This is a genomic window from uncultured Aureimonas sp. (assembly GCF_913775355.1).
In the GTDB taxonomy this organism is placed as follows: domain Bacteria; phylum Pseudomonadota; class Alphaproteobacteria; order Rhizobiales; family Rhizobiaceae; genus Aureimonas.
Window position 1 is genome coordinate 1 of sequence record NZ_CAJYIU010000035.1, and the last position, 19,663, is coordinate 19,663.

The 19,663-nt window shown below is 70.2% G+C and carries 17 protein-coding genes and 1 pseudogene; 7 read left to right on the forward strand and 11 right to left on the reverse strand.

The genetic code is table 11. The features are described 5' to 3' along the window. The 5 genes from QZ753_RS02515 to leuS form a co-directional block, all read right to left on the reverse strand. The coding region (locus QZ753_RS02515) for a lysozyme inhibitor LprI family protein (RefSeq protein WP_294640913.1) at positions 1-403 on the reverse strand (403 nt) is incomplete at its 3' end. A 166-nt stretch (positions 404-569) separates the two neighbouring features. After that, entirely contained in the window at positions 570-1,613 is a 1,044-nt protein-coding gene (locus QZ753_RS02520; RefSeq protein ID WP_294640916.1) for an aldo/keto reductase, read from the reverse strand. A gap of 156 nt (positions 1,614-1,769) precedes the next feature. Next, positions 1,770-2,816 (reverse strand): DNA polymerase III subunit delta, encoded by a 1,047-nt coding sequence (gene holA, locus QZ753_RS02525; RefSeq protein WP_294640919.1) that lies wholly within the window; start codon positions 2,814-2,816, stop codon positions 1,770-1,772. 13 nt (positions 2,817-2,829) lie between these two features. Beyond that, positions 2,830-3,390 (reverse strand): hypothetical protein, encoded by a 561-nt coding sequence (locus QZ753_RS02530; protein WP_294640921.1) that lies wholly within the window; start codon positions 3,388-3,390, stop codon positions 2,830-2,832. Continuing rightward, entirely contained in the window at positions 3,377-5,989 is a 2,613-nt protein-coding gene (leuS, locus tag QZ753_RS02535) for a leucine--tRNA ligase (protein ID WP_294640923.1), read from the reverse strand. Before leuS ends, QZ753_RS02530 begins: the two co-directional genes overlap by 14 nt. Before the next feature lie 392 nt (positions 5,990-6,381). Between leuS and QZ753_RS02540 the strand changes: the two genes are divergently transcribed. From QZ753_RS02540 to acs, 3 genes are all read left to right on the forward strand, one after another. Then, positions 6,382-7,050, forward strand: a complete 669-nt coding sequence (locus QZ753_RS02540) for a YggS family pyridoxal phosphate-dependent enzyme (protein WP_294640925.1) — start codon at positions 6,382-6,384, stop codon at positions 7,048-7,050. A 216-nt stretch (positions 7,051-7,266) separates the two neighbouring features. After that, positions 7,267-8,337: an AI-2E family transporter gene (locus tag QZ753_RS02545; RefSeq protein WP_294640927.1), complete on the forward strand. Its 1,071-nt coding sequence runs from the start codon at positions 7,267-7,269 to the stop codon at positions 8,335-8,337. Between the two features lie 118 nt (positions 8,338-8,455). Further along, the gene (acs, locus tag QZ753_RS02550) at positions 8,456-10,405 is read left to right on the forward strand and encodes an acetate--CoA ligase (RefSeq protein ID WP_294640929.1); all 1,950 of its coding nucleotides are present in this window, start codon (positions 8,456-8,458) and stop codon (positions 10,403-10,405) included. Positions 10,406-10,447: 42 nt separating this feature from the next. Here the strand turns inward: acs and QZ753_RS02555 are convergent, their stop codons facing one another. Continuing rightward, complete coding sequence (locus QZ753_RS02555) at positions 10,448-11,413, reverse strand: HD-GYP domain-containing protein (RefSeq protein ID WP_294640931.1); 966 nt, start codon at positions 11,411-11,413, stop codon at positions 10,448-10,450. 640 nt (positions 11,414-12,053) lie between these two features. Between QZ753_RS02555 and QZ753_RS02560 the strand changes: the two genes are divergently transcribed. After that, the gene (locus QZ753_RS02560; RefSeq protein WP_294640933.1) at positions 12,054-12,536 is read left to right on the forward strand and encodes a DUF1003 domain-containing protein; all 483 of its coding nucleotides are present in this window, start codon (positions 12,054-12,056) and stop codon (positions 12,534-12,536) included. Here the strand turns inward: QZ753_RS02560 and QZ753_RS02565 are convergent. From QZ753_RS02565 to QZ753_RS02580, 4 genes are all read right to left on the reverse strand, one after another. After that, entirely contained in the window at positions 12,527-13,819 is a 1,293-nt protein-coding gene (locus QZ753_RS02565; protein ID WP_294640935.1) for a cyclopropane-fatty-acyl-phospholipid synthase family protein, read from the reverse strand. The two genes, QZ753_RS02560 and QZ753_RS02565, sit on opposite strands and share 10 nt — an antisense overlap. A gap of 77 nt (positions 13,820-13,896) precedes the next feature. Then, positions 13,897-14,217: a multidrug efflux SMR transporter gene (locus QZ753_RS02570; protein ID WP_294640937.1), complete on the reverse strand. Its 321-nt coding sequence runs from the start codon at positions 14,215-14,217 to the stop codon at positions 13,897-13,899. Between the two features lie 132 nt (positions 14,218-14,349). Continuing rightward, positions 14,350-14,829: a thermonuclease family protein gene (locus tag QZ753_RS02575; protein ID WP_294640939.1), complete on the reverse strand. Its 480-nt coding sequence runs from the start codon at positions 14,827-14,829 to the stop codon at positions 14,350-14,352. A 104-nt stretch (positions 14,830-14,933) separates the two neighbouring features. Then, a complete protein-coding gene (locus tag QZ753_RS02580) occupies positions 14,934-15,149 on the reverse strand; it encodes a DUF1674 domain-containing protein (RefSeq protein WP_294640941.1) in 216 nt (71 codons plus the stop codon). Between the two features lie 162 nt (positions 15,150-15,311). On the opposite strand from QZ753_RS02580, the gene htpX reads away from it, so the two are divergent. Beyond that, positions 15,312-16,277: a zinc metalloprotease HtpX gene (htpX, locus tag QZ753_RS02585; RefSeq protein WP_294640942.1), complete on the forward strand. Its 966-nt coding sequence runs from the start codon at positions 15,312-15,314 to the stop codon at positions 16,275-16,277. 169 nt (positions 16,278-16,446) lie between these two features. On the opposite strand, the gene QZ753_RS02590 is transcribed toward htpX, so the two are convergent. Next, complete coding sequence (locus tag QZ753_RS02590; RefSeq protein WP_294640945.1) at positions 16,447-16,959, reverse strand: ankyrin repeat domain-containing protein; 513 nt, start codon at positions 16,957-16,959, stop codon at positions 16,447-16,449. Between the two features lie 110 nt (positions 16,960-17,069). Between QZ753_RS02590 and QZ753_RS02595 the strand changes: the two genes are divergently transcribed. Beyond that, the gene (locus tag QZ753_RS02595) at positions 17,070-18,482 is read left to right on the forward strand and encodes a transcription antitermination factor NusB (protein ID WP_294640947.1); all 1,413 of its coding nucleotides are present in this window, start codon (positions 17,070-17,072) and stop codon (positions 18,480-18,482) included. A 168-nt stretch (positions 18,483-18,650) separates the two neighbouring features. After that, positions 18,651-19,663: pseudogene (locus QZ753_RS02600) on the forward strand (heparinase); the annotation flags it as partial.

The following is a 19,663-nucleotide window of genomic DNA, read 5'->3' on the forward strand; positions in this document are numbered from 1 at the left end:
ACTCGGCCGGAAGCGGGCAGGCCATGTCGCCCTCCTCGCAGTCGAGATAGTCTTGGAGATCGGCGCTGCGGCGCGCGGTCTTCTCGGCTCGGCACTGGGCCTCGACCATCGGCTGGGCGCTGCCGCCATCCACGGCGGACGAGCGGAAGGCGCATTCGCTGTCGCGATAGCCGATCCAGGCCCGCTGCGCGTCACGCAGGGCCGTCAGACGCTGGTCCTCCCCCTTCAGCCGCTCGCGGACCTTCGCGTAGAGCGCGTTCAGCGTCTCGTCGGCCGTGTCGAGATCGGCCTGAGCGCACAGGGTCATGTCCGTCTGGGTCTGCGGGTCCGTGCAGTCGATCTCCTCCGCCAGCGCGGGAAGCGCGACGGCGAGGAGCACGGCGGCGGTCAGGGCAAGGCGCATGGGCGGTTCCGTGTCACGGGGATGCGGGCCCGACGATGCCGCGACCGTTCGGATCGGGCAAGAGCGCACGATCGCAAACGCCAGCCGGTCGAGGCGGCGTCACCTCCCGAGCGGCGGAGCCGTGCCGCCGGTGAGCGGGCGCCGGGCGAGCCGGCGCCCTGCCCCGTCAGCCGTGGTCGATCACCCGGTCGGCGGGGCCGAAGCGGTCGCGCGCTGTGTTGTACTGGTGCCAGTAGGGATAGAGCACGGGCGGGCGGCTCACCGCGTCGAGGCGCTGGCGCTCGTCGTCGGTGAGCTTCAGCGAGGCGGCGGCGATGTTGTCGCGGAACTGGTCCTCGCGGCGACCGCCGATCACCAGCGAGGCGACGGCCGGACGGCCGAGCAGCCAGGCCAGCGCGACCTGCGCGGCCGAGACCCCCCTGCCCTCCCCGATCTCGACGAGGACGTCGACGATGCGCCACAGGCGATCCTCGTCGCGGATCGGCGGCTCGGTCCAACCAGCGGTGAGGCGCGAGCCTTCCGCCGAGGCGCCGCGGCGATGCTTGCCCGACAGGAGGCCGCCAGCGAGCGGGCTCCAGACGAGGACGCCGAGGCCCTGGTCGACCGAGAGCGGCAGGAGCTCGTATTCGGCCTCGCGCGCCTCCAGCGTGTAGTGGATCTGCTGGGTGATGAAGCGCGGGTGATGGTGGAGGTCGGAAATGCCGAGCCCCTTCATCACCTGCCAAGCCGAATAGTTGGAGCAGCCGATGTAGCGGATCTTGCCCTGTGTCACGAGCGTGTCGAGCGCGGCGATCGTCTCCTCGAGCGGCGTCGTCCCGTCCCACTCGTGGCAGTAGTAGATGTCGATGACGTCGGTCTTCAGACGCTTCAGCGAGCGCTCGCATTCGCGGATGACGTGATGGCGCGACAGGCCCTCGTCGTTCGGTCCCTCGCCGATGCGCATGCGGACCTTCGAAGCGAGAAGCACGTCGTTCGGACGCTGCCCGGCCAGCACCTCGCCGATGATCTCCTCCGACAGGCCGTTCGAATACATGTTGGCGGTGTCGATGAGGTTGATGCCGGCGTCGAGGCAGAGATGGATCAGCCCCCTCGCCTCGTCCGTTCCGGTCGAGCCGACGCTGCCGAAGACGCCGGACCCGCCGAACGTCATGGTGCCCATGGTGAGCGCCGAGACCTTCAGTCCCGATCGCCCGAGCGTGCGGTATTCCATGTTCATCCTCCCCTCGTATGCCGAGCCGATCCTCCCGGCCCGTTCGTCCGCCTGTTAGAGCATATTCGCGGCGCGTGGGATCGCCGGATTTGCGGTCCGATGAAATCTTTTGCGCGCCAAAGCGATTGGGCCGGCCATCGGGCCGCCGGAAACGCGTCAGCGGCGCGCGCGGGCGCGTCGCCGCGCCGCTTCGACGCCGATCTCGATCAGGCTTCGGCGCATCACGGTCACGGCAAGCGCCCCTTCCCGCCGCGACAGGAGGATGTCGTGTTCCAGCCGGCGGAGCACTGCGGCGATCCCCGATCCGTCCCAGGCGCCAAGCGCGGCTTCCATCGCGGGGCGACGGCGAAAATGCGGGCGCCGGCGTTCCACAACGGCCGAGATCGGGATGCCCTTCGTCTCCACCTCGCCGCGCATCACCTGCAGCCCCTGGAAGAAGCGCAGGAGCGCGCCGTGCAGCTGGAAGGTCGAGGTGCCCGAGGAGACGAGGCGGCCGATGAGCTCGGGCAGGCGCCGGACCTCGCCGCTGGCCGCGGCGTCCACCGCTTCGTCGACGGTTTCGGCCGAGACGTCGCCGACGATCGCCTCGATGTCCTCCTCCGCGATCTGACCCTTGCCGAGCGCGTAGAGGCAGAGCTTTCGCACCTCGCCGCGCGAGGCCAGCCGGTCGGCGCCGAGCCGGGCGCGCAGCATTTCGCGCGTCGCCCGGTCCATCGACAGGCCGGCCGTCGCCAGCTCCTCGTCGATCATCCGGTCGAGCGCCTTGTCCTCATCCTGGTAGCAGGGCAGCGCCATGGCGGCGCGGCCGCGCTCGACCTGCGTGCGCAGGGGTGCGCTCTTCTTGAGGTCCCCCGCCTCGATCAGGATGGTGCAGTCGGCCGGCGGATCGGCGGCAAGGTCGGCCACCGCATCGGCGAGATTGCGCCCGTTGCCCGCGCCCTTGACGCGCAGGAGGCGACGGCCGCCGAAGAGCGAGACCGTGCGCGCCTCGTCGAACAGGCGGCCGATGTCGCGCTCGAGGTCGTCGGCCTGCAGGACGACATGCGAGAACGGATCGCTCGCGGGCACGCCGGACTGGCGCACCACCGTCTCGGCCCGCTCCGACACGAGGCCGGGATCGGGGCCGTAGAGGAGGATAACGGGAAACGAGGTGTCGGGTCGCGACAGGAAGGCGTCGACCTCGTGCGCCTTCTTTTGCGCCAAGCCCCCGTCCCCGTCAGTTCTTGGCCGTGATCGCCGGCTCGTCGGTGAAGACCTCGCGCTGGAGCACCGGCGCGATGGCGCCGAGGATCCGTTCGGCCACCGCCTCGCCGGCCTGGTCGCGCGCGTCGATCACGGCACGGCTGGCAGCGAAGAGCTGGTTGGTGCGATCGTACGGCACCATGGCGAAGCGCTGGCCGGTGGTCAGCACCTTGGTGTCGGCGGTGCGCACCAGCTGGTAGTTCACCGTCATGCGGTAGAGCGCGGCGCTCGGCGTGCCGGTGCCGGCCTCGACGGCCGAGACCTGATCGGTGGCCGCCGCGGTGTAGCGCAGTTCGTAGAGTGGCGCCGAGACCGGCGTCGCGCCGTTCAGCTTGTAGAGCATGGCGTTGCGGAAGACCTGCGCCGTGCGCGTCGAGGCCGGCGCCAGCGCGATGCGGCCGCGAAGGTCGGTCAGCACCGAGGAGCGCGCGCCCGTCGCCGGATCGACCGCCGTCGTGCCGTAGAGCGGGCCGGAGGTGCAGCCCGACAGGGCCAAGGCGGCAACGACAAAAGCGAGGCGTTTAGGCGACGACATTGACGATCCTTCCGGGAACCACGACGAGACGCTTCGGGGCCGCGCCGCCGAGCGCCTCGGCGACGAAGGGCAGGGCGAGGACAGCGGCTTCCACCTCGTCCTTGCCGGCCTTGGCGGACACGGTGATGTCGCCGCGCTTCTTGCCGTTGATCTGGACGGGCAGGGTGATCTCGTCCTGAACGAGGAGCGAGGGATCGGCCTTCGGCCAGGGCGCTGCGGCGCACAGGCCCCCATGGCCGAGCGCCCGCCAGCACTCCTCGGCCAGATGCGGCATCATCGGCGCGACGAGGCGCACGAGGATCGACAGGCTCTCGCGCGCTGCCTCGCGAAGGCTCGCGTCCTCGCGCAAGGCGCCTTCCTGAAGGGCGGACGACAGCGCGTTGACGAGCTCGTAGAGCCGGGCGACGGCCTTGTTGAAGGCGAGGCGCTCGATATCGTCGCCAACGCCCGCGGCCGTGCGGTGGGCGACCCGGCGCACGGCGATCGCCGCCGCGCTCGTCTCGCCAAGGCCCGTGCCGAGCCCGTTCAGCACCTCGGCGGTCTCGGCGACGAGCCGCCAGACGCGCTGCACAAAGCGGTGCGCGCCCTCGGCGCCGGCCTCGGTCCAGATGACGTCGCGCTCCGGCGGCGAGTCCGACAGCATGAACCAGCGCGCGGTGTCGGCGCCGAGCGAGCCGATGATGTCGTCGGGGTCGACGACGTTCTTCTTCGACTTCGACATCTTCTCGATGCCGCCGATCTCGATCGGGGCGCCGGTGGAGAGACGCCGCGCGGTGCGCGTGCCGTCCACCTCCTCGATCGCGACGTCGGCGGGCGGCACCCACTCGCGCCCGTCGCGGTAGGTCTCGTGGACCACCATGCCTTGCGTGAACAGGCCCCGGAACGGCTCGTCGAGATTGAGATGGCCGGTGGCGCGCATCGCCCGCGTGAAGAAGCGGGAGTAGAGGAGATGCAGGATCGCGTGCTCGATGCCGCCGATATACTGGTCGACCGGCAGCCAGCGATCGGCGACAGCCGGAACGGTCGGCTCGTCGGCGCGGGGTGAGGTGAAGCGCGCGAAGTACCAGGAACTGTCGACGAACGTATCCATCGTGTCGGTCTCGCGCAGGGCCTTGCCGCCGCATTGCGGGCAGGTGGCGTGGCGCCAGGTCGGATGGCGGTCGAGCGGGTTGCCGGGCTTGTCGAAGTCGATGTCGTCGGGCAGGCGGACCGGCAGGTTCTCGCGGCGCTCCGGCACCGTGCCGCAGTTCTCGCAATGGAGCACCGGGATCGGGCAGCCCCAGTAGCGCTGGCGCGAGACGCCCCAGTCGCGCAGGCGGAAGTTGACGCGCCGCTCCGCCACCGGCCGGTTGCCGAGCGTCTCGGCGGTCAGTTTCGCCGACACCGCCTCGAAGCCCTCGTCCGGCGTCATGCCGTCGAGGAAGCGGGAGTTGAACAGGCGCCCTTCGCCGTCATGCGCGGTGTCTCCGACGGAGAAGTCGGCGGCGTCCGTGCCCTCGGGCAGGACGACGGGGGTGACCGGCAGTCCGTACTTGCGGGCGAAGTCGAGGTCGCGCTGGTCATGCGCCGGGCAGCCGAAGATGGCGCCAGTGCCGTAATCCATCAGGACGAAGTTGGCGACATAGACCGGCACGGTCCAAGTCGGGTCGAGCGGGTGGACGGCGCGAAGCCCCGTGTCCATGCCGCGCTTTTCCGCCGTCTCGATCTCGGCCGCCGACGTGCCGCCGCGCTTCAGTTCGTCGACGAAGGCGGCAAGCTCCGGGTTCGTTTCGGCGGCGGAACGGGCGAGCGGATGGTCGGCCGCGATCGCCAGGAAGCTCGCGCCGAAGAGGGTGTCCGGTCGCGTCGTGAAGACCTCGACCTCCCCGAGTCCGCCCGCAGGCTCCGCCAGCGCCCAGCGCAGCGACAGCCCTTCCGACTTGCCGATCCAGTTGCGCTGCATCAGGCGCACCTTTTCCGGCCAGCCGGGCAGGTCGTCCAGCGCCTTCAGAAGGTCCTCGGCGTAGTGCGTGATGCGGAAGAACCACTGCGTCAGCTCGCGCTGCTCGACTTCGGCGCCCGAGCGCCAGCCGCGCCCGTCGATCACCTGCTCGTTGGCGAGCACGGTGTTGTCGACGGGGTCCCAGTTGACCTTGGACTTGCGGCGGTAGGCGAGGCCCTTGTCCAGCATGTCGAGGAAGAGCATCTGCTGGCGGTGGTAGTACTCGACGTCGCAGGTCGCGAACTCTCTCGACCAGTCGAGCGACAGGCCCATCGACTTCAGCTGGCCGCGCATGGTCGCGATGTTCTGGTAGGTCCAGTCGCGCGGATGCACCTTGTTCTGCATCGCCGCGTTCTCGGCTGGCATGCCGAACGCGTCCCAGCCCATCGGATGGAGGACGTTGTAGCCCATGGCGCGCTTGTAGCGGGCCACGACATCGCCCATCGCGTAGTTGCGCACGTGGCCCATGTGGATGCGCCCGGACGGGTAGGGGAACATCTCGAGGACGTAGTAGGCCTCGCCGCCGGCATCCGTGTCCGTCTCGAACAGCTTGGCCTCGTTCCAGGCGTCCTGCCAGCGGGGTTCGGAGGCGCGGGGATTGTAACGTTCGATGGCCATCGCGGACGGAATTCTCACGGCAAGGATGCGGGCGGGCGGGGGCGCGCGAAGCGCCGGGAGCCACAGTCAATATTGACTTATGCCCGCCTTCACAAGCTTGGGGCCGCGCCGCATAAAGGCGGATCGGACGGCAGAAGCAGACGCGCGACGCCAGCCCGCGCCGCCGCGGAGGATGAGCCACCGCGGCCGAGGCATCGGCTTTGCCGTCCGAAGGAGTGAAGCGATGTGGATGATTCCGCTAAGCGTCACGCTTGAGGTGAAAAGGACCCGGAGAGGCTGGCAAGTCATCCTCCGGGTCCAACTCTTCATCTAAGGCGACGAGTGTCGGAGTTAGCCGCTCCGGCACCCACTCCTCAAAATAGCCGGAAACCCCGCTGCCTTCAAGGAATGCCATGAGCGACACCGCCGCCTCCCGCCTCCAGGATATCAAGGCCCGTATCCGCGCGGCCGAGGACGAGGCGGGTCGCGCGCCGGGCTCGGTCGAGCTCGTCGCCGTATCCAAGACCTTCGATGCCGATGCGATTCGGCCCGTCCTCCAGACCGGCCAGCGCGTCTTCGGCGAGAACCGGGTGCAGGAGGCGGCCGGCAAATGGCCGGAGCTGCGCAAGGAATTCGCGGGCGTCGAGCTGCACCTCATCGGCCCGCTCCAGTCCAACAAGACCGCCGAGGCGGTGGCGCTCTTCGACGTGATCGAGACGGTGGACCGCGAGAAGATCGCCCGCGAGATCGCCAAGGAGATCGCGCGTCAGGGCCGCACCCCACGGCTCTACGTCCAGGTCGACATCGGCGAGGAGGAGCAGAAGGCGGGCGTGCCGCCGCGCGAGGCCGTCGGTTTCGTGCGCCGGTGCCGCGAGGAATTCGGCCTCGCGATCGATGGCCTGATGTGCATTCCCCCGGTGGATGAGCATCCCGGCCCCTATTTCGCGCTCCTCCAGAAACTCGCCGGCGAGACGCAGGTGGAGAAGCTTTCCATGGGCATGTCGGGCGACTTCGAGCGGGCGATTCCGTTCGGCGCGACGAGTGTTCGCGTCGGCTCGGCGATCTTCGGTACGCGCGACTAGGAGCGGCGGGGCGGGGGAGGCGGTATCGTCGCGGCCGTCCCCGAGGCACCGGGCGGGGCGATCCGGCGGCGCGATCCAGCCACATCGAGCGCGTATCCGTTCCCGAGGTCGCGCCCCGCCTTATATCCCGGCGCACAGCCTCCGGGACGATCGCCCGACGAGGCCCGGCAAGCCGGCCCTCGCGCCGGCGCGCCACGGCAGCATTGGATCCCCGCGTTGAGCGACCTCGCCCCCCACCCCGCCTCCGTCCCGCCACGCCTCGCCTACCGCACGGTCACCATGGCGGCGATCGTCCTCGGGATGCTGCTCCTCGTGGTCGTCTTCGCCTTTGCGGCCTCGGCCTTCTTCCTGATCTTCGCCGGGCTGCTGATCGCCGCGATCTTCTGCGGCCTCGCGCGGCTCCTGCAGCGGCTCGGACTGCCGCGCATGGTGGCGCTCGGTCTCGTCTACCTCCTGACCTTCGCCCTCATCATCGCCCCCATCGCCTGGGGCGGGGTGACGATCGTGCAGCAGTTCAACGATCTCCTGGCCGGCGTGCGCAACCAGGCCGACCAGCTGATGAGCCAGCTGAGCCAGCTCGGCCTGCCGGTCGAGAAGGAGGTCACGTCCGGCGACCTCCAGTCGCTCCTGCCCGACCCGTCCGGCGTCGTCTCCTCGGCCGGCCGGGCGCTCTTCGGAGCACTGGGGGGCCTCGGCAACTTCTTCATTGTCCTGTTCCTGGCGATCTTCGTGTCGTGGCAGCCGAGCCTCTACCGCAACGGGCTAGTGTCGCTGTTCCCGAGGGAAAAGCGCGCGCGCGTCGGCGAGGTGCTCGACCGGAGCGCCCACTCGCTCCTGATGTGGGTGGCGGGCGACGCGGTCTCGATGGCACTGATCTTCTCGGTGTCCTGGGCGGGCCTCTGGGCGATCGGCGTCAACAACGCCTTCCTGCTCGCGCTGCAGGCCGGGCTCCTCGCCTTCATCCCGACGCTCGGCGCCTTCGTTGCCGGCGTGATCATCGTGCTCGCGGCGCTTGCGCAGGGCGTCGATATGGCGCTCTGGGCGCTCGGCCTCTACATCGTCCTGCAGGGCATCGAGAGCAACATCGCCCAGCCGATCGCCCAGCGCTACACGACCGCGCTGCCGCCCGCGCTGACCATGTCGGCGCAGGTGATCTTCGGTCTCCTGTTCGGCCTTCTCGGATTCGTGCTCGCCGTGCCCGTGGTCGCCGTCCTGATGACCCTGGTGCAGGAACTTTACGTGCGCGACGTTCTCGGCGGTCCGGTGGAGGCGGGAGAGGCGGACTGACGGCGGGTTTTCTGGCGCGCGGCGGTTTTCTCGGCGCGCGACCCGTTCTAGGTTCTCCTTCGCGCCGTCGGGAGCGGGGCCGGCACGAAGGCGTGCCGAGGGTAGGGAGACCTCTGACATGACCACCATCGCCGTCAAGGATGCCTGGAAGGCGGACACGCAGATCACCGAGGCCGACTACGAGGCCTGGTACGCGCGCAGCGTGTCCGACCCGGAGGGTTTCTGGCGCGAGCACGGCGCACGGCTCGACTGGATCAAGCCCTATACGGTGGTCAAGAACACCTCGTTCGAGCCCGGCGCCGTCTCGATCAAGTGGTTCGAGGACGGCACGCTCAACCTTTCCGCCAACTGCCTCGACCGGCATCTCGAGGCGCGCGGCGACCAGACGGCGATCATCTGGGAGGGGGACGATCCCAAAGATGCCCGCCACATCACCTATCGCGAGCTCCACGCCGACGTCTGCCGCATGGCCAACGTCCTGAAGGGCATGGGCGTCGAGAAGGGCGACCGCGTCTCGATCTACCTGCCGATGATCCCGGAAGCGGCGGTGACGATGCTCGCCTGCGCCCGGCTCGGCGCGATCCATTCCGTCGTGTTCGGCGGCTTCTCGCCCGACGCGCTCGGCGGGCGCATGGAGGACTCGTCCTCCAAGGTCCTCGTCACCGCCGACGAGGGCCTGCGGGCGGGCCGCAAGGTACCGCTGAAGGCCAATGCCGACAAGGCGCTCGGCATCGCCGCCAAGGCCGGCCACACGGTCGAGAAGGTGCTGGTGGTGCGCCGCACCGGGGCGGACGTCGCGATGGAGGGCGGCCGCGACCTCTGGTGGCACGAGGAGCGCGACAAGGTTTCGGACGACTGCCCGCCCGCCGAGATGAGCGCCGAGGACCCGCTGTTCATCCTCTACACGTCCGGCTCGACCGGCAAGCCGAAGGGCGTCCTGCACACGACCGGCGGCTATCTCGTCTGGGCCTCGATGACGCACCAGTACGTCTTCGACTACCGGCCGGGCGAAGTGTTCTGGTGCACCGCGGATGTGGGCTGGGTGACCGGCCACAGCTACACGGTCTACGGCCCGCTCGCCAACGGCGCGACGACGCTGATGTTCGAGGGCGTGCCGAACTACCCCGATGCCGGCCGCATGTGGCAGGTCGTCGACAAGCACAAGGTCAACATCTTCTACACCGCGCCGACGGCGATCCGGGCGCTGATGGGCGCGGGCGACGATTTCGTCACCAGGTCCTCGCGCCGGTCCATCCGCCTCCTCGGCTCGGTCGGCGAGCCGATCAACCCGGAGGCCTGGAACTGGTACTACACGGTCGTCGGCGAGGAGCGCTGCGCGATCGTCGACACCTGGTGGCAGACCGAGACCGGCGGCATCCTGATCTCGCCGCTGCCCGGTGCCGTCGCCCTGAAACCCGGCTCCGCCACCAAGCCCTTCTTCGGCGTCCGGCCCGAACTCGTCGACGCCGAGGGCAAGGTGCTGGAAGGCGCGGCCGACGGAAACCTGTGCATCGCCGACAGTTGGCCCGGCCAGATGCGCACGGTCTACGGTGACCACGAGCGCTTCGAGCAGACGTATTTCTCGACCTATCCCGGCAAGTACTCCACCGGCGACGGCGCGCGGCGCGACGCGGACGGCTACTGGTGGATCACGGGCCGCGTCGACGACGTCATCAACGTGTCGGGCCACCGCATGGGCACGGCCGAGGTGGAATCCGCCCTCGTCTCGCATCCCAAGGTCTCGGAAGCCGCCGTCGTCGGCTACCCGCACGACGTGAAGGGGCAGGGGATCTACTGCTACGTCACCCTGATGGAGGGTGTGACGCCGTCGGACGAGTTGAAGAAGGAGCTCGTCGCCCACGTCCGCAACGAGATCGGCCCGATCGCCTCGCCCGACAAGATCCAGTGGGCGCCGGGCCTGCCGAAGACGCGCTCCGGCAAGATCATGCGCCGCATCCTGCGCAAGATCGCCGAGGACGAGTTCGGAGCCCTCGGCGACACCTCGACGCTGGCCGATCCCGGCGTCGTCGACGATCTGATCGAGAACCGCGAGAACCGCAAGGGCTGATGGCCGGTAGGAACCGGGGCGCCGCCCGTCCGGCGCTCCGGTTCAAGGGTCCGGCCGGCGGGAGGTCTCCCCGGTCACGCCGATGCTGACGAAGAACTGGCCGAGCAGCACGCGGTCGAAATGGCCGTCCCACTCCCACATCCGGCGGTAGGCGGTCTTGGCCGACCATGCCTCCTTGTAGGGGCGGATCGAGGTGACGGCGTCGTAGACGTCGCAGATCGCTGAGATGCGCACCGCCTGGGACAGCTGGTCGCCCTCCAGCCCGTCGGGATAGCCGCGGCCGTCGATCCGCTCGTGGTGGTGCAGGCAGACGTCGCGCACCATGTCCGACACGTCCTGGCTCTGCAGGATCCGGAAGCCTTCGACCGGATGGGTCCGCACGATCTCGATCTCCTCCTCGCTGAGCGAGCCGGGCTTGCCGAGGATCTCGCTCGGCAGCGTCACCTTGCCGATGTCGTGGAGGAGGCCGGCGAGCCCCAGCTGCTGCACCATGTCCTCGTCGAGGTGCAGGAAGCGTCCGAAATGCGTCATCAGGGCGCAGACCGCGACGGAATGTAGAAAGCTGTACTCGTCCTTGGACTTCAGGCGCGTGATGCCGAGAAGCGCACGGGGGCGATGGCGCATCGCGACCGCGACCTCGTCCACCACGGCCCTCGCCTGGCCGGGATCGATCGTGGCCCCGTCGCGGATCGCGGCAAAGATCTGGCGCATCGCCGAATGGGTCCGGCGGAGCGTCTCCTTGGCCTTCGCCATCTCGGGGTCCGGGGCCTTCGAGGCGGCCGCAACCTTCGGGGGCGCAAGGGGGGCGACCGGGCCCTGCGTCGGGCCGACGCCCTTGTCGAGATCGATCACGACGGCCGAGATGCGGCTGTCGCGAATGCGGGCCACCGCCGCGTCGTCGTCGATGCGATGGCTGCGGAACCAGATCGGCACGTCGATCCAGGCGCCCTCGACATGGTCGACGAACATGCCGATCCTTGCCTGACGCCGGTCGATCCGCAACAGCATCCGAAAGTCCCCCTGCCCCAAGGGTACATTGACCGGGGAAGGTTTAAAGGGTGGTTTGCGATTTTCTTGCGGCTCGACCGATCGTCGCCTCAAAGATTCGGCAACGGGCGCCCCTTGCGCGTTCCCCCGACCGATCCCATACTCTGATCATGTTCAACGAAGCAAAAGGAGGTGATCCGATGTCGAGTGGTTTTCCTATGCCGGCCGGGTCCATGGATACGACGATGGTGAAGGGGCAGCCTTCTTCTCGCATCTGACGATCTGATGTGCCCTGCCTCAGGGTCCGCATCGGACCTGCCGGCGTGGCTTTGATCACGGAAAGGCCGTTCTCCCCGGAGAGCGGCCTTTTTTCATGCGCGCGGACGTTTCTCCGCATGGCGACCCGCCGAGCCTGCATGGCAGGCCTGCAGCCGTGCCGGTGCCGGCCCGCTCACGGGGACTTGACCAAGACACCCCCGAGGCGCATATCCCCATCGAGCCCTAGAGGTTCATCCCAGTCATCAGCCGATCCCGAGAGGATCATGCCCAGCAACGATCTCAGTCGATCGACCGAGCCGCTTTCGCGGTCGCGCCGGAGCTGATCCGTCGGCTCACCGGGCGACGTCCGCGACAAGCGGCCGGTCGTCCAAAAGGTGAGCCCATGAACGCGGCAATCCGTTACGTCGCCGGCCGTCTGCGCCGGACCACCGCCACCCGTGATCCCCACGAGGTGTTCGCCGAGGGCATGACCTTCGGGGAGCGTCTTGCCGACCGCGTCGCCGCCGTCGGCGGCTCGTGGAGCTTCATCATCGGCTTCGCGGTGTTCCTCGTCGCCTGGGCGGTGCTCAACACCGTGATCCTGGCGGCCAACGCCTTCGATCCGTTTCCCTTCATCTTCCTGAACCTGATGCTCTCCATGCTGGCGGCGCTCCAGGCGCCGATCATCATGATGAGCCAGAACCGGCAGGCGGCGAAGGACCGCCTCGAGGCGCGGCTCGACTACGAGACCAATATCCGCGCCGAGGCGCAGATCCTGGCTCTCTCGGACGAGCTGTCGGCCATGCGCGAGGACATGCGCCTCCTGATGGCAGCCGTGGGGGCGACCGCCGAAGAGGCCGCACCGAAGGCCCGCTATCAGGCGTAAAGGTCGGCCCGCGTCGGGGGCAGGCCCGACGGACCCTTGTCTCGCTTCGAGACGAGGGTCTGGTTGATCATCACCGTGCCGCGCTCGAAGGCGAGTGCGCAGCCGGCGAGATACAGGAGCCAGAGGCGGGTGACGGGCGCGCCCGCCTCTGCGGCCGCGGCCTCGAAGTTCGCCTCCAGCCGCTCCGCCCAGATCCGGCAGGTGCGCCCGTAGTGCTCGCGCCAGTTCTCGACGTCGTGGACCTCGAAGCGGTGCGCCTCAAGCTTCTGGAGCGAGTGGCCGATATAGTCGAGCTCGCCGCCGGGGAAGATGAAGCGGGTGATGGCGCGATATTCGCGCGACCCCTTGTGGAAGGTCTTCAGGTCCCGCTTGGCGGGCCGGGCGATCGTGTGGTGCAGGTAGAGCCCGCGCGGGCGCAGGAGCTTGCGCACGGCGCCGAAATAGGCGTCGTGGTTCTTGAAGCCGACATGCTCGAACATGCCGATCGAGGCGATCTTGTCGAACGTGCCGGTCAGCTCCTGGTAGGGCTTCAGCTCGATCGTGATCCGGTCCTCCAGCCCCGCCTCGCGCACGCGGCGCGTGGCGAGGTCGAACTGCGCCTTCGACAGCGTGACGCCGTGCCCCGTCACACCGTGGCGCGAGGCGGCGTGGATCAGAAGCGCGCCCCACCCGCAGCCGATGTCGAGGAAGCGCTCGCCGGGCTGGAGCCGCAGCTTGCGGCAGATCATCTCCAGCTTGTCTTCCTGCGCCTTGTCGATGTCGTCGTGCCAGCCGTCGAAGTAGGCGCAGGAATAGACCATGCGCCGGTCGAGGAAGAGCTCGTAGAAGCGGTTCGAGACGTCGTAGTGGTACTGGATCGCCTGCTTGGTCGAGCCGCTGGCGCCTGCATCCGCGCCGGCTTCCGCGATGGCGGCGGGGCCGGACTTGCGCAGCCGCCAGAGCGCGGGGAGCAGAGTCACGAGCCGCCGCTTGTCGAGCTTCTTCCAGGCGCCCTTCGCCTTGGCCCGCGCGCCGCGCCGTCCCGCGAGATCCAGGAACGAGCCGTCGACCACATCGATCGTGCCGTCCATCCAGAACCCGAGCAGCGTCTCGACGCGCGGGCTGAAGGCGAGGCGCGCCACCGCGTCGGCGCGGCGCACGAGAAGCGCCGGCCCGTCCGGCGCGCCGATCCGCTCGCCGGTCCACAGGACGATCGGGAAACCGGGATCGAGCGTGCGCACGAGATCGCCGATCGCGGCGGCGACGCGCGCCTCGTCGGGGGAGGGGGCAGGGGAGGAGGTCATGCGCACCGGGGTCTGCGTTTCACGTGAAACCCTTCTAGACCGCCGGCCCTCGCCCTGCCACCCGGCATCGCCCGGTTTCAGGACGAGGGCGCCGCCTTCATCAGGACGATGCCCGAGAGGATCAGCGCGGCGGCCAGAAGGCGCATCGGATGGGCGCTGTCGCCGAACCAGACGAGACCGACAAGGAATGCGCCGAGCGCGCCGATGCCGGTCCACACGGCATAGGCGGTGCCGAGCGGCAGGGTGCGCATCGCGGCGGCCAGGAGCCCGAAGCTGCCAAGCATCAGCGTGAGAGTGAGGACGGTGGGAATGAGCTTGGTGAAGCCGGCGGACTGCTTCATCGCCGACGCCCAGCCGATTTCGAGAAGGCCGGCGACGACCAGATAGACCCAGGGCATGATGTGTCCCGCGTTGTGCGAACCGGGTCGTCCCGAGAGGAGGGGCGCTCGATGCGCCGGAGCGCGGTCGTCCGCTGCCCCGGTCGTCCAGATGGGACGGGCCTCACCCGGTTCAAGGCGCGGAGCGCTTCGTCAGCCGCGTCCGGCACCTGTCCCATCGCGGCGCGCGCCCACCGTCGCGCACCAGTCGCGGCGGCGTCCGCCGTCATAGGCGTTGACGAGACCCTCGCGCAGCAGACGGGCGCCGAGGTCGGGCTCGCCCGATGTCGCGGCGTCGGCGAGCACGCGGCCGAAATACTTGTCGCCCGACACCCGCGTCAGCCAGATCGGCCCCTCGCCGACGAGCACGGCAAGCCGATCGCGCGCGTCGCGGGCCGCCGCCGTCTCGGCCGCGCAGGGGCCCTTCAGCTCCGGCGCGTCGACGCCGCGCAGGCGCACGGCGACCCGCACCGTTTGCATCGGCCAGATCAGCGCCTCGACCTCGATCGTGTCCCCGTCACGCACCTTCACGACATGGGCGAGCACCGGGCCGCCGACCTCGCGCGGGAACTCGTCCGCCAGGGTCGGCACGGCGCCCGACATGGCGAGGAAGAGGGGCAGGGCAAGTCTCATCGGTCACGTCTGACACGGATAGGTTTAAAGTCCCATAACCGGGTCGCAGCTTGAACGTTCCCAATAAGGTACGACAGTTGTGAAGGACCTTTATCCTACAACCTTCAGAAGTCCGAGATGATGCCGTTCTTCTCCCAATCGCCGAAGCGTGTCGGCTCGGCGCCGCCGCGACCGTTCACCTCTTCCGGCCGCCGCGCCTTCTCCTCGGCGGCGCGGCGCGTCTCGGCCTCCTCCAGCGCGCGGCGGGCGGCGGGGGGAAGGTCCTCGCGGCGCTTGCGCAAAGGCTCGGGCGCCGGGGTGGAGGCTGACGTGTCGGACATGGTCGGGCTCACGGCATCGGGATCGGACGAAGGCAGGATGCCCGCGCAGCGGCCGTTGACCGCCAGGGGGCGGGTCCCCAGTTCATGTGCGCAACAGATCGGCGTCCTCGACCCGCTTGGCAAGTGCGGCCGTCCGTCCCGACCACCGGAGACCCTCCACCCATGAACCACGTGAAGACCGCCATGCTGATCGCCGGGATGACGGCCCTCTTCATGGGGGTCGGGTTCCTCATCGGGGGCGTACGCGGCATGGCGGTCGCCCTCGTGATCGCGGCGGCGATGAACCTCTTTTCCTACTGGAACGCCGACAGGATGGTGCTGCGCATGCACCACGCGCGGGAGGTGGATGCGCAGAGCGCGCCCGAATACCATCGCATCGTCGCCGAGCTTGCCGCGCGCGCCGGCCTGCCGATGCCGCGCGTCTACGTCATCGAGAACGACCAGCCGAACGCCTTTGCCACCGGCCGCAACCCGCAGAACGCCGCCGTCGCGGCTACCACCGGCCTCCTGCAGCGCCTGACGCCCGAGGAGGTCGCCGGCGTGATGGCGCACGAGCTCGCCCACGTCCAGAACCGCGACACCTTGACGATGACCGTCACCGCGACGCTGGCCGGCGCGATCTCGATGCTCGGCAACTTCGCCTTCTTTCTCGGCGGCAGCCGCGACAACAACAACCCGTTCGGCGGGATCGGCGTGCTGCTCGCGATGATCGTCGCTCCCTTTGCCGCGATGATCGTGCAGATGGCGATCTCGCGCACCCGCGAATACTCGGCCGACCGTCGCGGCGCCGAGATCTGCGGCAACCCGATGTGGCTCGCCTCCGCGCTCGCCAAGATCGCCAACGCCGCCGGCCGCACGGTGAACCTCGACGCCGAGCGCAATCCGGCGACGGCCCACATGTTCATCATCAACCCGTTGAACGGCCAGCGCATGGACGGGCTGTTCTCCACCCATCCCGACACGCAGAACCGCATCGACGCGCTGGCCGCGATGGCCGGCGAGATGGGCCGGGGCGCGGTGACGATGTCGCCCAGCGCCGCGGCGGCACCCGCCGCCGCGCCGGCCCGCCCGGGTCCCTGGAGCCGCGCCGGCCGCACGACGAAGCCGCGCAAGGGGCCTTGGGGCTGAGGGGGAACGCGAGAGCGCTGTCCGACTGGGTGGGATGGTCGGCCCGCAGGTGGTGTCGCCTCGCGGCAAGGCGCGACGCGTGAGCGATGCCGACGCGGAAGCGAGGGCCCCGCCTCGCAGCGGGCGTCCGTTGGGCGATGACGACCGTTCGAGCCGGTTGGAACGCGCTCTAGCCTTCGCCCTGCGGCTCAAGAAGCGGCGGCGTCGTGCGGGCGCCCATCATCCGGGCGGCGCCGAGCGCATCCAGTCCCTCGGGCGTGCGCCGCGCCGGGTCGGCGCCGTGGGCGAGCAGCAGCGCCACCATCTCGGCCCGATCGAACATCGCCGCCATCATCAGCGCCGTGCGCCCGTCGGGCCCCGCCGCGTCGACGCGCGCGCCCCCATCCAGAAGGGCGCGCGCCGCCTCGGTCTCGCCCTTGAAGGCGGTGCCGGCGAGCGGCGTCTGGCCGCGGTCGTTCGCCCGGTCGGGATCGGCGCCGTGGGAGAGGAGCAGGCGCACGGCCTCGGCCTGCCCGTGGTAGCTCGCCAGCATCACGAGCGTGTCGCCCTTGTCGTTGGCAAGGTTCGCGGGCAGGCCGCCGGCGAGAAGCGGCTCGAGCGTCCCCGCGTCGCCGTCGCGCGCCGCCTGGAACACGCGCGCGGCGAAGGCGAGCGTCGCATCGTCGGGCGGGGCATCGGTCATCGCAAGGGCTCCGTCTGGGATCGCCCCTCCTGTGCCGCGTGCGGGGCACACGCGCAACCCGGCGCGCGTCGGGCTTGCCCCGGCGCCCCGGCCAGCCCATAGCATCGGCGATGACAAAGCCGCCCAGCCCCAAGCGCCCGTTCAAGACCGCCAAGCCTGCCCAGGCGGGAAAGCCCCCCCGGCCGGCCAGGTCCCAGCCGCCGGAGCGCCCGGGCCTCTCCAGCCGGCGCGTCGCCGCGCGCCTTCTTTCGGCGGTGGTCGACACGCGCACCTCGCTCGACGGGCTGACCGACCGCGGCCACGGGCATCCCGAGTTCCGCGCGCTGGAGCCGCGCGACCAGGCGCTGGTGAAGGCGATCCTCACCGTGGCGCTGCGCCGTCGCGGCACGATCGAGGCGGTGATCGCGGCCTGCATCGAGAAGCCGCTGCCGGGCGGCGCCGCCTCGCTCCGCCACATCCTGCATGTCGGCGCGGCGCAGATCCTCTTCCTCGACGTGCCGGATGCGGCGGCCGTCGATCTCGCCGTCAGCCAGGCCGACGCCGACCCGCGCTCGCAGCGCTTCGCCAAGCTGGTGAACGCCGTGCTGCGCCGCATCGCACGCGAGCGCGACGCGCTTCTGGCCGCCGTCGACGATCCCCGGCTCGACACGCCGGCCTGGCTGTTCCAGCGCTGGGCCGCCGCCTATGGCGAGGCGGAGGCGGAACGGATCGCGGCGATCCACCGCGTGCCAGCGCCGCTCGATTTCACCGCCCGGCGCGACCCCGCAAGCGTCGCGGCCGCGATCGGCGGCGAGGTGCTGCCGACCGGCACCGTGCGCCTGTCCGGCGGCGAAGGGCTCGTCGGCGACCTGCCGGGCTTTGCGGCCGGCGACTGGTGGGTGCAGGACGCGGCGGCCGCGCTGCCGGCGCGCCTCTTCGGCGACCTTGCCGGGGCCCGCGCGGCGGATCTCTGCGCCGCGCCGGGCGGCAAGACGGCGCAGCTGGCGGCGGCCGGCGCCCACGTCACCGCGCTCGACATCTCGGCCTCGCGCCTGCGCCGCCTGAAGGAGAACTTCGCCCGCCTCGGGCTCGAGGCGGAGACGCAGGTCGGGGACCTCGCCGCCTTCCGGCCCGCCGAGCCGTTCGACGCCGTGCTCCTCGACGCCCCGTGCTCGTCCACCGGCACGATCCGTCGCCACCCCGACGTCGCCTGGACGAAGACCGCCGAAGAGGTGGAGAAACTCGCCGGCGTCCAGGCCCGCATGTTGCGTCAGGCTGCCGGCCTCGTCGCACCGGGCGGACTTCTCGTCTTCTCGAACTGCTCGCTCGATCCGGTCGAGGGCGAGGACGTCGCCCGCGCCTTCCTCTCCGAGCACAAGGAGTTCGAGCTGGAGCCGGTGCGGCCGGACGAGGTGCCCGGCCTCGGCGCCGCCGTCACCGGCGAGGGCTTCCTGCGCACGACGCCCGCCATGCTCGCGCGCGAGACGCCGGACGCCTCCGGGCTCGACGGGTTCTTCGCCGCAAGGTTGCGCCGTCGGGCCTGATCCGTTGACGAACAAGGCCTTGCCCGCAAGGTCCGCATCAGCCTGCCGCCTTCCGGTTGCAGCGCCTTAAGCTTCCGTTAACCCTGTTGGCCGAAATTGGCCCCGGAACATCCCGCGCCCCGACCGGGTCGCGGATCAACGGGGGCGTCTTTGAGCGGGGGAATGCGGATGACGACGGGCTTCGTCGACGAGCCTCGCCTGGCCGGCCTGATGGCGCGCGAAATCGGGCGCCGCGCCCTGTCGCGTCTCGGCGCCCTGTTCCGCCATCCCCTGTCGTTCGCCGGCGGCGCACCGCTGCCCGCGGCCACGTTCCACGACCTTCGCCGCGGCGATCCCTCGATCGCGCGCGGCTTCTATGTCGGCCATGTCTGGCTGGCCGGTCAGCTCGTCGAACTCAACGGCCGCTCGCCCTTCGCGCTGAAGGACGAGGCGCGTCCCTGGCGCGCCGAGCTGCACGGCTTCGGCTGGCTGCGCCATTTCGCCCGCGCCGGCGACGCCCTGTCCTGCGAGCACGCCCGCTCGCTGGTCGGCGACTGGCTGCGCCTCGGCCGTCGCCAGCGCACCGCCCTCGCCTACGAGCACGAGATCGCGGCCGGCCGGGTGCTCGCCTGGATCGCTCATGCGCCGACCATCCTGTCGGGCGCCGACGCCGCCTTCGCCGAACGCTTCGCACGGGGCCTTGCCGCCGAGACGCGGCATCTGCGCCGCATGGCGGGCTCGGCGCCCGCCGGCATGGCGCGGCTGCGCGTGCGCATCGCGCTGGTCGCCGCCGGGCTCGTCCAGCCGGGCGCCGCCAACGCCGTGCGCCAGGCGGCGCGCCTGCTCGGCGAGGAGCTCGACGCGCAGGTCCATGCCGACGGCGGCCACGTCTCGCGAAACCCCGCCGCCGTCTCGCAGATCCTCGCCGAACTGGTGCCGCTGCGTGCGCTCTTCGACGAGCGCGGCGTGCCGGCCCCGCGCGCCGTCTTCGGCGCGGTGGACCGCATGCTGCCGGCGCTGCGCTTCTTCCGCCACGGCGACGGCTCGCTCGCCCTCTTCAACGGGGCCGGCGCGCCGGACCATCACCTCTCCGCCGCCCTCCTCGAACACGACGAGACGCTCGGCGAGCCGATCAGCCAGATGCGCCAGTCCGGCTACCATCGCCTCGCCGCCGGCCGCACCGTGATGCTCGCCGACACCGG

Coding starts and splice junctions, on each gene's coding strand:
- QZ753_RS02520 (WP_294640916.1), bottom strand. CDS start 1,613: ATGGAATACCGCACGCTCGGGCGATCGGGACTGAAGGTCTCGGCGCTC.
- QZ753_RS02530 (WP_294640921.1), bottom strand. CDS start 3,390: ATGTCGTCGCCTAAACGCCTCGCTTTTGTCGTTGCCGCCTTGGCCCTG.
- leuS (WP_294640923.1), bottom strand. CDS start 5,989: ATGGCCATCGAACGTTACAATCCCCGCGCCTCCGAACCCCGCTGGCAG.
- QZ753_RS02540 (WP_294640925.1), top strand. CDS start 6,382: ATGAGCGACACCGCCGCCTCCCGCCTCCAGGATATCAAGGCCCGTATC.
- acs (WP_294640929.1), top strand. CDS start 8,456: ATGACCACCATCGCCGTCAAGGATGCCTGGAAGGCGGACACGCAGATC.
- QZ753_RS02555 (WP_294640931.1), bottom strand. CDS start 11,413: ATGCTGTTGCGGATCGACCGGCGTCAGGCAAGGATCGGCATGTTCGTC.
- QZ753_RS02560 (WP_294640933.1), top strand. CDS start 12,054: ATGAACGCGGCAATCCGTTACGTCGCCGGCCGTCTGCGCCGGACCACC.
- QZ753_RS02565 (WP_294640935.1), bottom strand. CDS start 13,819: ATGACCTCCTCCCCTGCCCCCTCCCCCGACGAGGCGCGCGTCGCCGCC.
- QZ753_RS02570 (WP_294640937.1), bottom strand. CDS start 14,217: ATGCCCTGGGTCTATCTGGTCGTCGCCGGCCTTCTCGAAATCGGCTGG.
- QZ753_RS02575 (WP_294640939.1), bottom strand. CDS start 14,829: ATGAGACTTGCCCTGCCCCTCTTCCTCGCCATGTCGGGCGCCGTGCCG.
- QZ753_RS02580 (WP_294640941.1), bottom strand. CDS start 15,149: ATGTCCGACACGTCAGCCTCCACCCCGGCGCCCGAGCCTTTGCGCAAG.
- htpX (WP_294640942.1), top strand. CDS start 15,312: ATGAACCACGTGAAGACCGCCATGCTGATCGCCGGGATGACGGCCCTC.
- QZ753_RS02590 (WP_294640945.1), bottom strand. CDS start 16,959: ATGACCGATGCCCCGCCCGACGATGCGACGCTCGCCTTCGCCGCGCGC.
- QZ753_RS02595 (WP_294640947.1), top strand. CDS start 17,070: ATGACAAAGCCGCCCAGCCCCAAGCGCCCGTTCAAGACCGCCAAGCCT.